Source organism: Mesorhizobium loti (assembly GCF_013170705.1).
Classification (GTDB): Bacteria; Pseudomonadota; Alphaproteobacteria; order Rhizobiales; family Rhizobiaceae; genus Mesorhizobium; species Mesorhizobium loti_D.
The window spans coordinates 2,041,789-2,057,815 of the sequence record NZ_CP033334.1 but is presented as its reverse complement, the minus strand read 5'-3'; the positions used below and the strand labels follow the sequence as shown (position 1 = coordinate 2,057,815).

Below are 16,027 nucleotides of genomic sequence, written 5' to 3'. Positions count from 1 at the left end.
AAGGAAAGAAATGATCAGGCACTGTGTCTTCGTCAGGTTTCGCGATGATGTCCCCGACAGCGAGCGCGCGGCGATCCATGCCGACCTGGAAGCGTTGCGGCAGGTGATCGACGGCATGGACACCGTCCACTTCTGCGCCAATGTCAGCCCGGAGCCTTTCGGGCGCGGCTTCAATCATGGCTTCACCATCGATTTCCGCGATGCCGCCGCGCGCGACGCCTATCTCGTGCATGAAGCGCACCGGCGTGCCGGCGCGAGACTGGTCGCCGCACTTGAAGGCGGCACCGATGGATTGATGGTCTTCGATCTCGATCTTACGAAAAAGTGACCAGCGGCTCTTCGAAAGCCGGCTGATCGCTGTTCTCTTTTGCGAGCAGGGCGACATATCGTTCCTTTGGGGGGACCAAAGGAGGATGCCTTGAATCTCACTGCCGAGCAGAAGAAAACCGTTCTGGCCTCATTTCTGGGCTGGACGCTCGACGCTTTTGATTTCTTCCTTCTGACATTCCTGCTCACCGATATTGCAAGTGAATTCCACACGGATGTCCCGGCAGTCTCAAAGGCACTGTTCCTGACCTTGGCGACGCGCTTCATCGGCGCGTTCTTCTTTGGCATGCTCGCCGATAAATATGGGCGCAAACCCATGCTCATGCTCAACATCGTCAGCTATTCGGTGATCGGCGCGCTCGCCGCCTTCTCGCCCAATCTCGGTATTTTCCTGGCGCTGCGCGCTCTGTTCGGCATCGCCATGGGCGGCGAATGGGGGCTCGGCAGTTCGCTCGCCATGGAATCCATCCCTCCGAGTGCCCGCGGCATGGTCTCGGGCATCCTGCAATGCGGCTATCCGGCAGGCTACCTGCTGGCGGCGGTGGTCTACGGCCTGCTTTATCAGCAGACCATCGGCGGCTATACGATCGGCTGGCGCGCCATGTTCCTGCTCTCCTTCGTGCCGGCGCTCATCGTGCTCTTCATCCGCTCGCACGTGCCGGAATCGCCCGCTTTCGTCGAGGCGCGGAAATCGGTGAAGCCGGGGCTGCTGGAAACGCTGCGGAAGCACTGGGGCGTCGCGCTCTATGCCGTCGTCCTGATGATGTTCTTCAACTTCTTCAGCCACGGCACGCAGGATCTCTACCCGACCTTCCTGAAGAAGCAGCACGGCTTCGACCCGCACACGGTGAGCTGGATCACCATCGTCGCCAATCTCGGCGCCATTGTCGGCGGCCTGGCATTTGGCGCGCTGTCCGAGAAGATCGGCCGCGTCAACGCCATCACGCTGGCCTGCCTGATCGCCCTGCCGTCGATCCCGCTCTGGGCCTACAGCACCACGCCCTTCATGCTGGCCATCGGCGCCTTCGTCATGCAGGTCGCGGTCCAGGGCGCCTGGGGCGTCATCCCGGTGCATCTCAACGAGCTTTCGCCGGGCGCGGTCCGGGCGACCTTGCCCGGCTTCATCTATCAGGCCGGCAATCTTGCCGCCTCCTATGGCGGCCCGTACCAGGCGGGAATCGCCGAGGCGCCCGGCGGCAGCTATGGCTACGCGCTGGCGCTGTTCGCCGGCGTGGTCGCCGTCTGCATCATCGTCGTCATCCGCTTCAGCCCGGAACGACGCGGCCAGGTGATGACGGTGCTGGGTTGACGAGGGCTAGCTAGAGCAATTCCAGGAAAAGTGTGAGCGGTTTTCCGTCCGGAATTGCGTCAAAACAAGGAGTTAGAGTGGTTCGCCGTTTCCGTGAAACGGTGAATTGCTCTAGCCCAGTCTGAGGGCGATGACGCCGGCGACAATGCTGAGCGCGGCCGCGCCGCGCCAGCCCGTCATCTTCTCGCCGAGCGCGTAAACCGAGATCATCATGGCGAACAGGATCGAGGTCTCACGCAGCGACGCCACCGAGGCGATCGGCGCCTTGGTCATCGCCCACATCACGATCCAGTATGCCGCACCGCTGAGCACGCCGGTGAACAGCCCGGTCTTCCAGTCGCGCGCCAGGACGGGAAGCGCCTTGGGGCCACGAAAAATCAGGCACAGCACCAGCGCGCCAAAAGCATCGCAGACGAACAGCCAGGCGGCGTAGCTCTGCGCCGTTGCCGCCAGCCGCGCGCCGCTGCCGTCGGACAAGGTGTAGCTGGCGATGAAGACCGAGGTGCCGAAGGCGAAACCGACCGCGCGCAGATTGAGCTTCTCCAGATGCGCGCCGCCGCGAAACGACATCACCAGCGTGCCGGCCGACAAAAGCAGTATGCCGACAATGGCAAGCGGCGCGGGTACTTCGGCGACGACGAACATGCCGCCAATCGCGGCCAGCAAAGGGGCCGTGCCGCGCGCCAGCGGATAGGTCTGGGCGAAATCGCCCGCTTGGTAGGCGCCGATCAGGAAGGTGCGGTAGCCCATGTGGAAGATGACCGAGGCGATGATGTAGGGCCACACCTCGGCCTTCGGCACTTCGACGAAGGGGAGCACCACGAGTGCGGCGGCGCCCATGCCAAGCGTCATCAGCGTGATCGACAGGAAGCGGTCGAGATGGACCTTGACCAGCGCGTTCCAGATCGCGTGCATGGCGGCGGCGGCAAGCACCGCGAAGAAGACGAAAAGCGTCATTTCAGGCTTATCGACCTCCCAAGCCGAAGGGCGTCTCGAGATCGACATCGATCCAGACCGGGAAGTGGTCGGACGCCACCTCGCCTATGTCGGATCCCACCGAGCGCACCCGTCCGGCGAACACCCCGCCGACGAAACAATGGTCGAGCCGGCGCTTTGCCAATCTGCCGTCGATGATCTTCTCATGCGTGTGGAAATCGGCGGCCGGTTCGCCGGCGACGGAAGCCGCATCGACGAAGCCGTCGAGATAGGCGGCACCGCGATGATAGGGCGTGCTGCCGACGATGCGGCGGTATTCGTCGCTGCCCGGCTCCATGTTGAAATCGCCCATCCAGATCGCCGCCAACGGATTTTCGGGCTCGGCCTCGCCGCTGGTCCAGTTTCGCGAAGGTTCATCGTCAGTGCCGCTCCACGGCCCGCCGTCGGACGGCGCGCGGCGATGCTCGGCCAGCAGATAGTCGATCTGTTCAAGCCGCTCTTCCGCGGCGATATGGGCGAGATGCAGGGAAAACACCCGCACCGGACCGGCGGGCGTGCGGATCATGCATTCGAGTGCCGCGTTGCGGGTGTTGAGCGGCCGCAGCGTCCGGCGCATCGGCAGCGCATGCAGCCGAGACCAGACGATCGGCAGCCTTGACAGCACCATGGTGCCGAATTGCCGGCGCCGGTTGATCAGGCGGCCGTCGCGCCGCTCGCTCGCATCCATGTCGAAGGCCGGCCCGTAAACCCAGTGATAGTCGGGCAGCAGGCGCGACAGCAGTTCCGGCTGGTCGTCGAAATTGCTGCGCTGCCAGTGGCGTTCAACCTCCTGAAGCGCAATGATGTCGGCGCCCTCGACGACCCGCGCCGCGCGCGAAAGATCGTAGCGTCCGTCGCCGCCGAACCCGTACTGGATGTTGTAGCTGACCAGCTTCATTGCTTATCCGGCTCACTTTCGGCGATGGCAGTAGCGGTTCGGTGGATCGGTTGCAATGTGCAGGAGAATGGCAGCGGCTTGGGCCAGAAGCCTCCCCTGCCCCTGCTGTGCGATCATGCACCGATTCCGGATCGCTTCGGTATTCTCCGCGCGCCGGAAAACGCCGCGAGGCGTCTCCTGCCAACGCCCCGGGGGTCAGGTCCGGCGGTGGACCGTCCTAATCCGTCGTCAGCGGCTGGAACCGGCCCGCAGGCGACGCCGCCAACTCCGCCCAGTCGATCTCTTCCTCCAGCCGATGATAGGCCTCGTCGCCGATCGTGCCGTTGCGGCGCAACTCCTCCAGCGTGTCGCGCTGGCGATTGATGGCGTAGAGGCGCAACCGGTCGTATTCGGTTGCCGCCTGTGCGTCCTCCGGGTTTTCGGCGATAACACGCTGGGCCTCGTACTGCTCGCGCACGACAGCCGCGGCCGCCGAATTCTTGCGGCTCAACACGTCGAGTGCCGCCTGCATGATCGCGACGCGAGCCTGGGCCACCTCGCGGTCTATCGTGGTATCCCGTTCGAAGTTGAGTATCCGCAGCAGGGGTTTCAGGCTCATGCCCTGCAGCACCAGCGTGCCCAGGACCACAGCGAAGGCGGCAAGCACGATCGGATCGCGGCCGGGAAAACCCGCCGGCAGGGCAATGGCCACCACCAGCGTCACAAGCCCGCGCATGCCGCACCAGCCGACGAGCACCGCGCCGCGATACGTCGGCACGTCCCGCCTCCGGTCTTCGCCGCCGAAGCGGGCGAACCACCGGATGATCGCAACGTAACTCGCCACCCAGACGAGACGTGCCACAATGACGACAACCAGCACCGTCGCGGCAAAGAGAAAGGCTTCACCCTGCCCTTGGCCGGAGAGCCGGCCGACGATCGAACGTGCCTGCAGACCCATCAGCACGAAAGCCAGCACGTTGAGCACGAACACCGCCGACTCCCAGACCGAATAGGTGCTGACGCGGCGTCTCGCCGACATGCGGCGCGGCGCCCGGCGCGCGATGGTGATGGCGTAGACGACGATGGTGATGATGGCGGAAAGACCGAGCCTGTCGGCCAGGATCCACACGCCGAATGTGCCGGCAAACTGCACCACGGTGCTGCTCGCCGCATCCTCGATGCGGGTGAGCGTCAGCAGCGAGAAGCGACCAAGCACATATCCCGCGACCAGGCTGCCAATGGTCGACAGCAAGATCGTCGGAATGGCGTTGCTCAGCATGATCGAGCCGAGCGCCGACGAAACGGCCAGCCGGTAGATCAGGAGGGCCGTGGCATCGTTGAGCAGGCTCTCGCCCTGCAGGATGGCGGTGATGCGGTGCGGCACCTTGAATTGCCCCAGTACCGCGGATGCCGCCACCGCGTCCGGCGGCGCGACGATGGCGCCGAGCGCGATCGCCGCCGCTATTGGCAGGCCGGCCATCTTCCAGCCGACGAAGGCGACGACGACAGTGGTGAAGACAACGGCGCCAAGCGCCAGCAGCACCAGCGACAGCCTGTAGCGCTTCAGGTCGCGCAGCGAGGTGTCATAGGCGGCATCGAGAAGCACCGGCGCGATGAACAGCGCAAGCGCCAGCTCCGGATCGATCTCGATCATTGGCGCACCGGGCACGAAGGCGATCGCAACCCCGGCCAGGGCCAGCAGCGATGGATAGGGTATCTCCAGCCGCCGCGACAGCGCCGTCAGCGCGACGGCAGTCAAAAGCAGGACAAGCGTCAGTTCGAAAAGAGCCATGAGCGGTACTTCCGTGAGACGGGATTGCCGGCGCGGATATGCCTGCAGGATGCGGTGGATTGGCCATCAAACTCAAGCCCTCTGGCAGTAGGCGTCAAACCACCTCCCGCTTAAAAGACCGGTATGATCCTCATCGGCCAATATGACTCGCCCTTCGTGCGCCGTGTCGGCATCGCGCTGACCATGTATGGCATCTCCTTCGAGCACCGTCCCTGGTCGGCCTTCGGCGATGCCGAGAAGATCCGTCCCTACAATCCGCTGACGCGCGTGCCGACCTTGGTGCTGGACAATGGCGAGGTGCTGATCGAAAGCCATTTGATACTCGACTATCTCGACAGCCTTGTTCCGGCCGATCGCAGGATGTTTCCGGTGAGCGAGCCCAAGCGTCATCAGGCGCTGAAGGTCTCAGCCCTGGCCACCGGGCTCGGCGACAAGGCAGTCAGCCTGTTTTACGAGAAGCGGCTGCACGAGAAACTCTCCGAGCTCTGGGTCGGGCGCTGCCGCACGCAGATAGAGGCGGTGCTCGCCGTGCTGGAGGCCGAACGGGCCGAACGTCCGACAGCGTATTGGTTCGGCGACCATATCGGTCATGCCGATATCGCGGTCGCCGCGGTGCTGCGTTTTATCGGCGAGGCGCATCCGGGACTGGTGTCGCTGGCCGATTTCCCCGCCCTCGGCGCACACGCCAAGCGTATGGAGGCCTTGGCTGCCTTTCAGGAGATATCGCAGCCGTTCATTGCGCCGGCTTGAGGTCCGCGCTCAACGGCATTTTCAATGAAGGACCAGCATATCCCCCGACGAGAACGAAATCTCGGCCTTTTCGCCAACGGCGGGCGGCGGTGTGGCCGGACTGTTGAACGTATCGAGCGACACCGTGTTGCCGCCAATGCCGACACGAACCCGGATCACCGAGCCGAGGAAGTGCACTTCGGAAATTTCGCCGGACAGGCTGGAATCGCGGCCGGGCTGGCGGCCGAGCGAAATCGCTTCCGGCCGCAGCGCCAGCGACAGCGTGTCGCCGGACTTCGAGCCGTTGAGCTTGCCCTTGAGCGAGACTTCCTGCGTGTTGACCTGAACCGTGCCGGCCGCGGCGTCGGTGACCTTGCCTTCGAGCACGTTGAGCGTGCCGACAAAATTGGCGACGAACTTGGTCGCCGGCCGGTTGTAAATCTCGAACGGCGTGCCCACCTGCTCGGCCTTGCCGCCATACATGACGGCGATGCGGTCGGAGATCGACAGCGCCTCTTCCTGGTCATGGGTGACGAAGATGGTGGTGATGCCGAGCTTCTTCTGGATGGAGCGTATTTCCTCGCGCAGCGACACGCGCACCTTGGCGTCCAGCGCCGACAGCGGCTCGTCGAGCAAAAGCAGCTTCGGTTTCGGCGCGATCGCGCGCGCCAGCGCGATGCGCTGCTGCTGGCCGCCTGAGAGCTGGTAGGGATAGCGGTCGGCCATCTGCGGCAGCTTAATCATGTCGAGCATCTCGGCGACGCGCTTGTCGGCATCGGCCTTCGACATGCCGGCGACCTTCAGCCCGAAAGCGATGTTCTGTGCCACGGTCAGGTTCGGGAACAGCGCGTAGGCCTGGAACACCATGCCGACATTGCGCTGGTTGGGCTTCAGGCGCGTAATGTCCTTGCCGGCCACGACGATCTTGCCGGCCGACGGCTCCTCGAAGCCGGCGACCATGCGCAGCACCGTTGTCTTGCCGCAGCCGGACGGTCCAAGGAACGAGACGAATTCGCCCGGCTCGACATCGAGGCTGAAATCCTGGACCACGGTGTTGGAACCGTAGGACTTTCGCACATGCTGGATGGACAGAAATGGCTCGGCCATGGCTTTTTCTCTCAGGTCAGTTCGGTCGGTTCGCCGATTTCGGCGCGAAGCGGGACAGGATCTGGATGAGCGACATGCAGCCCCAGGTAATGGCGAAAGCGATGATGGCAAGAGCCGCGGGCTCATAAGCACGGTTGGCGCCGATATTCTGCAGATAGGGGCCAAAGGCCGGGCGGTTGAGCAGGCTCGCCATGGTGAACTCGCCGATGACGATGGCAAAGGTGAGGAAGGCGCCCGACAGCACGGCAATCAGAACATTGGGCAGGATGACACGGCCAATGATCGTGCCCCAGCCGGCACCCAGGATCTGGGCCGCTTCCGTCAGCGTGCGCACATCGATGGTGCGCAGGCCGGTGTCGACGGCGCGGTACATGTAAGGCAGCGACAGCGTTGCATAACCGATGACCAGCAGGGCGTTCGCACCCATATTGCTTCCCAGGAACGGCAGCGGCGAATTCGAGCCGTACATCCTGATATAGCCGAAAACGATGACGATGGCCGGAATGACCAGCGGCAGCAAGGTGATGAATTCGACGATCGGCCTGAGCTGCGGCAGACGCAGCCGGATCCAATAGGCCGCCGGCACCACGATCAGCACTCCGAGTATGATGGTGAAGATGGCCGCGATCACCGAATACAGGAAGGTCGACTGGAAGCGCGCGTCGCCGAGCACGATCCGATAGGCGTCGAAGGAATGAACGCCGCGGCGCATGCGCAACGAGAACTCGACCGTCGCCATCAGCGGTATGAAGAAATAAGCCGCGCCGACAATGAAGATGACCCAGGCCCAGAACTTACCCGACTTCATTTGAGCCACCTTTCGGAGCGAGTCCGGAACCAGATGTAGAAGACGTTGGCCAAGCCCGTGATGACGATCATGCCGAAGGCGATGGCATAGCCAAGCTGCGGATTGTGCAGCACGTCACCATTGATCTGCGAATAGAGCTTGATGGGAACGATGTTGAGCGCCGGACCGGCAAAGGCGTAAGCCGTGGCGATGGCGCCGAACGCATTGGCGAACAGGAGGATGACGGTGCCGAGGAAACTCGGCCATATCACCGGAATGACCACCATGCGCCAATACTGCGACTGCGTGGCGCCAAGCGTGGCCGCCGCCTCGCCCCATTCCTTCTTCAATCCGTCGATGGCCGGCACGATGATGACCACCATCAGCGGGATCTGGAAGAACAGATAGACCGCGATCAGGCCCGAAGTGGTGAGGAAATTGAAGCCCATCGCATAGATATTGATATTGAGGACGTCACGCAAAAGCGTGGTGACGATGCCGACGCGGCCAAGCGTTGCCAGGAACGCGAACGCCAGCGGCAAGCCGGCAAAATTGGAGGCGACACCCGAAAAAGTCAGGGTTGCGGAGCGCGTCCAGCCTGGCAGGCCGCCACGCACGATGGCGATGGCTATTGCGAGGCCGGCAAAGGCGCCGATGATGGCCGACCAGAAACTGATCTTGATCGAAACCCAATAGGAGGCGCTGATCGACGGGTCGGTGACCAGCTGCAGGATGTTGTCCAGGGTGAAGGAGCCGTCACCGCGTTGAAACGCGCCCAGCACGAGATAAAGCGTGGGCAGGATCAAGAACATCAGGGCAAAGATGAAGAAGGGCGCCACGCCGATCCATTGCGTCGGCAGGCGGAAGGCGGTCGCCTCGTTCGGCGGCGCGGGCTTGGTGGCGAGTGCCTGATTTGAAAGCGTAAGATCGGTCATGCGCCGGCTACCGTCTTCGAGGGAAAACCGGGCGGCCTCGCGGCCGCCCGGTGGATTTCAAGTCTTACTTCACGTTGGCGCCGACAACGGCGTCCCAGTTCTTGCTGATCGCTTCCTTGGCCTTGCCCTGCTCGTCGAGCGTCGGGAACGCGGCCGAGGCATAGGATTCCGCCGGCGGCAGCTTGGCCAGCACGTCCGCGGGGATCTTGCCGTTCTTGGCGAGATCGTTGAAGCGGATCGGGTGGCAATAGCCCTTCAGCCAGCCGATCTGGCCTTCGTCGGAATAGAGGTATTCCATCCACAGCTTGGCTGCGTTCGGATGCGGCGCATAGGCGCTGATCGCCTGCACATAGACGCCGGCGACCACACCGGTCTTCGGCACGATGACGTCGACGGGCGGGTTGCCCTTCAGCGTATCGCGGCCGGCGAGCGCATTGTAGTCCCAGTTGATCAGGATCGGGGTCTGGCCCTGGGCGAGCGTTGCCGGCTTGCCGACGACCGGAACGAAATTGCCGGCGGCGTTGAGCTTCTTGAAGAAGTCGAGGCCGGCGGTGCCGGCGGCTTCACCAGCAGCCGCGCCACCGGAAAGGCCGGCGGCGTAGACGGCCTGGATGGCCTGGTTGGAAGCGCGCGGATCACCGGCAAGCGCGACCGAATTGGCGAATTCCGGCTTCAGGAGATCGGCCCAGTCCTTGGGCGATTCCTTGACCAGGTCCTTGTTCACCATGAACGAGAGAACGCCATAATAGTCACCGTACCAGGCGCCATCGGCATCCTTGGCGCTGTCCGGGATCGAGTCCCAGGTCGACACCTTGTAAGGCATCAGCAGGCCGTCGGCCTTGGCGGTCGGGCCGAAGGACAGGCCAACGTCGATGACGTCGGGTGCCTGCGGGCCCTTGTTGTCCTTGTTGGCCTTGATAGCCTCGACCTCGTCGCCGGAGCCGGCATCGGGGTTGAGTTCGTTGATGGTGATTTCCGGATACTTCGCCTTGAAGCCGGCGATGACGTCGCCGTAGCCGCACCAGTCATGCGGCAGCGCGATGGTGGTGAGTTGGCCCTCGGCCTTCGCCGCCTTGACGAGATCGTCCAGCGAAGCCGCGGACGAAATCACCGACGACACCATAAGGGTCGCGGCCGAAAGGGAAAGCACCTTCCCCGTGAATTTGAACATGTGTTCTCTCCGTTGAACTGACGCTGTTGAACGCCTGCGATGCGGTATCGTTTTCATGTGACAGCCAGATGAAAGCTTTGTGAAACCCTTGGCCGGCAGCAGAAAAAGTTAACTCTTTTTAACCGACTGTAGCAATTAGCCGTCACTTATTTTTCCGGCTAAACACTTTCTGCCTTGCATTTCATCCTTTCCCCCTTGGTTCGCCCTGATTTTCCAGATCAATTTTCTGGCAGTCATACGCCGTCAGATCGTGCCGGCGATAGCGTTTTCCAGCAGCGTCAGCGCCGCCTTCTTGGTGAGCTTGACCGGGTTGCCGCCGGCCGTGGGATCGACCACCGCCATGTCCGCGATCAGCGCCTTGCGTTTCTTGTCCATGTCGAGCCCCTTGATCAGGCCCGGAAGCGCGTGCGGCACCTTCAACTCCTTGCGCAGCTTGATGATGGCCTTGGCAAAGCCATCGAAGCCTCCCTTGATGCCGCAATAGGCGGCGAGCCGGGCAATACGCTCCTCGATGGAGTCGCGATTGAAGGCGAGCACATAGGGCATGAACACGGCATTGGTCATGCCGTGATGGGTATCGTAGAGCGCGCCGACTGGATGCGACAGCGAGTGGATGGCGCCCAGCCCCTTCTGGAAAGCGGTGGCGCCCATGGCGGCCGCGCTCATCATATGGGCGCGCGCGACGAGGTCCTTGCCGTTGGCGAAGGCCTTCGGCAGGTTCTCGAACACCAGGCGAATGCCCTCCACAGCGATGCCATCGGCCATCGGATGGTAGCCCGGCGCACAATAGGCCTCGAGGCAGTGGGCAAGCGCATCCATGCCGGTGCCGGCGGTGATGAAGCCAGGCATGCCAACCGACAGCTCCGGATCGGCGATCACGATCGCCGGCAGCAGCTTCGGATGGAAGATGACCTTCTTGGTGTGCGTCTCCTCATTGGTGATGACGCCGGCGCGGCCGACCTCCGATCCGGTACCAGCCGTGGTCGGAACCGCGATGATCGGAGCGATGGCGTCGGAGTTGGCGCGCGTCCACCAGTCGCCGACATCCTCGAAATCCCACACCGGCCGCGTCTGGCCCGCCTGGAAGGCGATCAGCTTGCCGAGATCGAGCGCCGAGCCGCCGCCGAAGGCGATGACGCCATCATGCTTGCCCTTCTTGAACACGGCAATGCCGGCGGTGAGGTTGGACTCGACCGGGTTCGGTCTCACCTCCGAGAAGACGCCGTAGGGCACCTTGGCATCGTCGAGAATCTTCAGCGTCGAGGCGACGACCGGCAGTTTCGCCAGGCCCGGATCAGTGACGAAGAGCGGCCGCTTGATGCCGGTGGCCGCCAGGACCTCCGGCAATTCCTTGATGCGCCCGGCGCCGAAGCGGACGGTGGTGGGGTAGTTCCATTTGGAGATCAGCTTGGACATTGCTTGTCTTTCGAAAAATCAGATGGCTTCGCGCAGGTGGAAGGATTTCGGCCGGGTCAGATTATCGTAACCGATGGCTGACAGTGCCGCACCCTTGCCGGTGTCCTTGACGCCGGTCCAGACCAGGGCCGGATCGAGATAGTCGCAGCGGTTCATGAACACCGTGCCGGTCTCGACGCGGTTGCCGATCGCCACCGCATGCTCGGTATCCCTGGTCCAGATCGAGGCCGTCAGCCCATAGGGGCTGTCGTTCATCAGCGCGATCGCCTCCTCGTCGTTGCGCACCTTCATGATGCCGACGATCGGGCCAAAGCTCTCCTCGCGCATGACGCTCATCTGATGGTCGACGTGGGTCAGCACCTCCGGCGCCAGATAGGGCGAGCCCGCCCTGTCGTTAGCCACCTTCATGTTGATGTGCGCCTTGGCGCCCTTGCGCAACGCCTCTGCCTTCTGCTCGCGGATCAGGTCGGCGAAGCGCGCCTGCGCCATCGGCCCCATAGTCGTGGCCTGCTCCAGTGGATTGCCGACGACGTAGTTCCTGGTCTCGGCGATGAAGCCCTCGACGAACTCGTCATAGACCTTCTCGTGCACATAGACGCGCTCGATGCCGCAGCAGCACTGGCCGGAATTGTAGAAGGCGCCGTCGACCAGGTTGGCGACAGCATGATCCATTTTGGCGTCGGGCAGCACATAGGCCGGATCCTTGCCGCCAAGCTCGAGGCCGAGCGTCATGAAGGTGCCCGCCGCCGCCTTTTCGATGGCGCGGCCGCCGCCGACCGAACCGGTGAAATTGACATGGTCGATCTTGCCAGAACCAAGCAGCTTTTCGGTCTGGGCGTGGTTGAGCACGATGTTCTGGAACACGCCCTTGGGCAGGCCGGCCTTGTCGAAGGCCTGCTGAAAGCGCTCGCCGACTAGCAGCGTCTGCGCCGCATGCTTGAGGATGACGGCGTTGCCTGCCATCAGCGCCGGCACGATCGTGTTGACGGCGGTCAGATAGGGATAGTTCCAGGGCGCGATCACCATGACCAAGCCGAGCGGATCCTTCTTCACATAACGCCGAAAGCCGTCCTTCGGGTTGGATGCCGGCACGGATTTCAGCGCCGCCTCGGCGATCTCGACCATGTAATTGGTGCGTTCCTTGACACCGCCGAACTCGCCGCCATAGCGCACCGGACGCCCCATCTGCCAGGCGATCTCGGGCACGATCTCGTCGGTCATCGCGACCAGCGCTTCGAGCATCGCCAGCATGTACTTGCCGCGCTCGACGATCGGCGTTTCGGCCCATTTCTCCTGCGCCGCCTTGGCGCGCTCGACAGCGGCATTGATCGCCTGGTCCGTTGCCACGGGCCGCTCGGCATAGATCGAGCCGTCAATGGGGGTAATGAGTTTGACCGTTTCGGTCATTTTGCAAGTCCTCGTACTTTTACAACAATCGAAAATCACACGGTTTGGCGCTACCCTCATCCTCCGCATCTTCTCCCGTGGAAAGGAGAAGGGAAGCGCTCCGACGGTGGCGCCCTTCCCATTCTCGCCGGGAAAGGGTGGGGGCAGCGCCGACGTTGGCTGCTACCCTAGTACCGCTCGAACCCTCTGTGCAGTTCCCAATCCGTAATGCGGCGGTCGTATTCGAACTGCTCCCATTTTGCCGTGTGGACATAATGTTCGAGCACGTCCTCGCCGAGCGCCTGCTTCAGCATCTTCGACTTCGCCAGCGTCTCGGTCGCATCGCGCAACGTCTTCGGGATCTCCGGCAGGCGAGATGCCTGATAGGCATCGCCGACGAAAGGCTTCTGCAACTCCAGCTTCTCATCGATGCCGGCAAGGCCGGCGGCGATCAGCGCGGCGAAGGCGAGATAGGGGTTGAGGTCGGCGCCGCCGATGCGGCACTCCATGCGGATGCCCTTGGTGCCCTCGCCGCACAGGCGGAAGCCGGCGGTGCGGTTGTCCTCGCTCCACATGATCTTGGTCGGCGCGAAGGTGCCGGCCTGGAAACGCTTGTAGGAGTTGATGTAGGGCGCCAGGAACCAGGTGAATTCCTTGGCGTATTTCAGTTGCCCTGCCGCCCATTGCTGGCCGAGCGTCGACAGCGTCCAGTCGGCCTTCTTGTCGAAGAACAGCGGCGTCTTGCCGTCGGCGCTCCACAGCGAATTGTGGATGTGGCTGGAATTGCCGGCGAGCCCGTAATTGTACTTGGACATGAACGAGATCGCCTTGCCTTCGGACTCGGCGATCTCCTTGGCGCCGTTCTTCAGGATGACGTGCCGGTCGGCCATGTCGAGCGCTTCGGCGTAGCGCACATTGATCTCTTCCTGGCCCGGGCCCCATTCGCCCTTGGAGTTCTCGATCGGGATACCGGCCGCTTCCATCTCGTTGCGAAGCCGGCGCATGACACCTTCTTCCTTGGTGGTGATGCCGATCTGGTAGTCACCGATATAGGGCGAAGCGGTATCAAGGCCCTGCCAGTGCTTCTTGCGTGCGGAATCGTAGGTCTCGTTGAACAGATAGAATTCGAGTTCGGAAGCGAAGTAGCCGATGTAGCCGCGCTCCTGCAGCCGCTTGACCTGCTTCTTCAGGATCGCGCGCGGCGAATGCGGCAGGTCGTCATGGGTGTGGTGGTCAAGCACGTCACAGATCACCAGCGCGGTCTTTTCCAGCCAGGGAATGCGCCGCAGCGTGGCAAGGTCCGGCTTCATGACGAAATCGCCATAGCCCTTCGACCAGCTCGCCGCCTTGTAGCCGGGCACCGGCTCCATATCGATGTCGGCGGCCAGGAGATAGTTGCAGCCATGCGTTTCGTCATGCGCGGAATCGACGAAGTACTGCGCCAGGAACCGTTTTCCCGCCAGCCGGCCCTGCATGTCGACGATGCAGGCCAGAACCGTGTCGATCTCGCCGCTGGAGACCGCTTTCTTCAACTGATCGAACGAGAAATTTCCGGCCATTCCTTCGGCACTCCAGTGCTTGGTCATTGAAAGGGATAAACGAAACCATGGCCGGCTCGATGCCGGCCATGGCCTTGATGGTCGAGGTCAGTGGCCGGTTTCGCCGACCGCCTGTTCCGCCGCCTTGATCGCCGCCTGACGCGCCGCGATGATGTCGCCGAGCGGCGGCCCCTGGAAGCGGTTGCGTTCGAAGGCGAACCACACGATCGCCGTCAGAACGAAGAAGCCCACGGTGATGTAGAGCGCCCAATCGTTCGGCGGCTGGATGCCGATGATGAAGATCAGGATCATCGACACGATCGACAGGAAGGCGAACAGCATGAACACGCCGCGCCCCATGTTCCAAGGCCCCATCTTGTCCCACTTCGGCGTGCCCCAGGCCAGCATCCCGAGCACGATCGGCACGGTGAAGGACAGGAACAGGAAGATGACGGTGCAGGACACCACGATGGTGTAGGCCGAGGTCCCGGCGACCGAAACCAGCGTCGAGCCCCAGACGAACAGCACCGACAGGATGGATGCCGTCCAGATCGCCGCCACCGGCGTGCGATAGGTCGGGCTGACCTTGGCGAGTGCCGCCGAGCCGGGCAGGCCGCCGTCACGCGAGAAGGCGAAGATCATGCGCGACGCCGAAGTGACGGTGGCGAGACCGCACAGAAGCTGCGCGATGAACACGACGAGGTAGACGAACTCCTTGAGGCCGGGGCTGACGCGCTGGTCGAAGGCCCAGAAGAATACGTTCCAGCCCTGCTTGGCGGCATCGTCCATATTCGGGATCATCAGCACGAAAGCGGCCAGGAACAGATAGCCGAAAACGGCCGACCAGATCACCGACATGACCATGGCGCGCGGCACCGAGGAAGCCGCCTTGATGGTTTCCTCGGAGGTGTGGGCCGAAGCGTCGTAGCCGGTGATCGTGTAGATCGGCAGCAAGAGGCCGAGTGCGAACACCCATGCATTGGAGACGGACGGCCAGACACCGGCGCCGGCGTCGCCCGAATAGTTGTGGAAGGTGAAGAGACGGCTGAAATCCCAGGTCTCGGCGGAGAACAAGCAGACGACCGCGATCAGGATCGAGCCAAAGAAGATCAGGTAGCCCGAGAAGTCGGTCAGCTTCGCCGTCAGCTTGATGCCGAGATGGTTGATCAAGGCTTGTGCGCCGGTGATGATGACCAGGAAGATCATCTGGTTGGTCAGCGAGCCGTCAATCCCCAGCGCTGGCCCGAAGGCGCCGACGAAGAACGTCCAGGTGCCGACATTGATGGCGCCCAGCACGGTGATCAGGCCGAGCAGGTTGAGCCAGGCGGTCACCCAGCCGGTGCCGCGATTGCCGAGGATCGAACCCCAGTGATACAAGCCGCCCGCCGTCGGATAGGCCGAGCTGATCTGCGACATGGCAACGGCAAAGGTCAGCGACACGAAGCAGCCGACCAGCCAGCCGATGCCGATACCGATGCCGCCGGCGCCGGAGGTTGCCTGGGCCAGCGAATTGATACCGCCCGACAGGATGCAGATGATCGAGAAAGAAACCGCGAAATTCGAAAAGCGGCTTAGCCGCCGCTCCAGTTCCTGGGCATAGCCCATGCTGTGGAGGTGCTTGACGTCCTCCGCCTTGTCAACGTCTGTATAACCCGGTGCTGCCATTGGAAGTCCCCTG

The 16,027-nt window shown here is 62.9% G+C and carries 14 protein-coding genes; 3 read left to right on the top strand and 11 right to left on the bottom strand.

All coding sequences use genetic code 11. The features are described 5' to 3' along the window. Positions 1 to 10: 10 nt before the first annotated feature. A complete protein-coding gene (locus EB815_RS10085; RefSeq protein WP_056577595.1) occupies positions 11 to 328 on the top strand; it encodes a Dabb family protein in 318 nt (105 codons plus the stop codon). Positions 329 to 418: 90 nt separating this feature from the next. After that, positions 419 to 1,636 carry an MFS transporter gene (locus tag EB815_RS10080; RefSeq protein WP_056577599.1) on the top strand — a complete coding sequence of 406 codons (1,218 nt, stop codon included), beginning with the start codon at positions 419 to 421 and terminating at the stop codon, positions 1,634 to 1,636. A 111-nt stretch (positions 1,637 to 1,747) separates the two neighbouring features. On the opposite strand, the gene EB815_RS10075 is transcribed toward EB815_RS10080, so the two are convergent. The 3 genes from EB815_RS10075 to EB815_RS10065 all read right to left on the bottom strand — a co-directional run bounded on the left by EB815_RS10075 (position 1,748) and on the right by EB815_RS10065 (position 5,280). Continuing rightward, positions 1,748 to 2,593 carry an EamA family transporter gene (locus tag EB815_RS10075; RefSeq protein ID WP_056577602.1) on the bottom strand — a complete coding sequence of 282 codons (846 nt, stop codon included), beginning with the start codon at positions 2,591 to 2,593 and terminating at the stop codon, positions 1,748 to 1,750. 7 nt (positions 2,594 to 2,600) lie between these two features. Continuing rightward, positions 2,601 to 3,509 (bottom strand): endonuclease/exonuclease/phosphatase family protein, encoded by a 909-nt coding sequence (locus EB815_RS10070; protein ID WP_056577604.1) that lies wholly within the window; start codon positions 3,507 to 3,509, stop codon positions 2,601 to 2,603. 217 nt (positions 3,510 to 3,726) lie between these two features. Then, positions 3,727 to 5,280 (bottom strand): cation:proton antiporter, encoded by a 1,554-nt coding sequence (locus EB815_RS10065; protein WP_056577606.1) that lies wholly within the window; start codon positions 5,278 to 5,280, stop codon positions 3,727 to 3,729. A 123-nt stretch (positions 5,281 to 5,403) separates the two neighbouring features. On the opposite strand from EB815_RS10065, the gene EB815_RS10060 reads away from it, so the two are divergent. Continuing rightward, on the top strand, positions 5,404 to 6,030 hold the full coding sequence (locus EB815_RS10060) for a glutathione S-transferase family protein (protein WP_056577608.1): 627 nt from the start codon (positions 5,404 to 5,406) through the stop codon (positions 6,028 to 6,030). 21 nt (positions 6,031 to 6,051) lie between these two features. Here EB815_RS10060 and EB815_RS10055 read toward each other — a convergent pair whose 3' ends face one another. The 8 genes from EB815_RS10055 to EB815_RS10020 form a co-directional block, all read right to left on the bottom strand. Continuing rightward, positions 6,052 to 7,116, bottom strand: coding sequence for an ABC transporter ATP-binding protein (locus EB815_RS10055; protein WP_056577610.1), 1,065 nt, complete (start codon positions 7,114 to 7,116; stop codon positions 6,052 to 6,054). A gap of 16 nt (positions 7,117 to 7,132) precedes the next feature. Next, positions 7,133 to 7,924, bottom strand: a complete 792-nt coding sequence (locus tag EB815_RS10050; RefSeq protein ID WP_056577612.1) for an ABC transporter permease — start codon at positions 7,922 to 7,924, stop codon at positions 7,133 to 7,135. Next, entirely contained in the window at positions 7,921 to 8,838 is a 918-nt protein-coding gene (locus EB815_RS10045; RefSeq protein WP_056577616.1) for an ABC transporter permease, read from the bottom strand. The genes EB815_RS10050 and EB815_RS10045 overlap by 4 nt, the downstream gene beginning before the upstream one ends. Before the next feature lie 64 nt (positions 8,839 to 8,902). Then, complete coding sequence (locus EB815_RS10040) at positions 8,903 to 10,009, bottom strand: ABC transporter substrate-binding protein (RefSeq protein WP_056577620.1); 1,107 nt, start codon at positions 10,007 to 10,009, stop codon at positions 8,903 to 8,905. A 243-nt stretch (positions 10,010 to 10,252) separates the two neighbouring features. Then, a complete protein-coding gene (locus EB815_RS10035; protein ID WP_056577625.1) occupies positions 10,253 to 11,425 on the bottom strand; it encodes an iron-containing alcohol dehydrogenase in 1,173 nt (390 codons plus the stop codon). An 18-nt stretch (positions 11,426 to 11,443) separates the two neighbouring features. After that, positions 11,444 to 12,832, bottom strand: a complete 1,389-nt coding sequence (locus tag EB815_RS10030; protein WP_056577627.1) for an aldehyde dehydrogenase family protein — start codon at positions 12,830 to 12,832, stop codon at positions 11,444 to 11,446. Positions 12,833 to 12,999: 167 nt separating this feature from the next. Beyond that, positions 13,000 to 14,370, bottom strand: a complete 1,371-nt coding sequence (locus EB815_RS10025; RefSeq protein WP_056577936.1) for a glutamine synthetase family protein — start codon at positions 14,368 to 14,370, stop codon at positions 13,000 to 13,002. An 87-nt stretch (positions 14,371 to 14,457) separates the two neighbouring features. After that, positions 14,458 to 16,014 (bottom strand): amino acid permease, encoded by a 1,557-nt coding sequence (locus tag EB815_RS10020; protein ID WP_056577630.1) that lies wholly within the window; start codon positions 16,012 to 16,014, stop codon positions 14,458 to 14,460. Between the last annotated feature and the right edge of the window lie 13 nt (positions 16,015 to 16,027).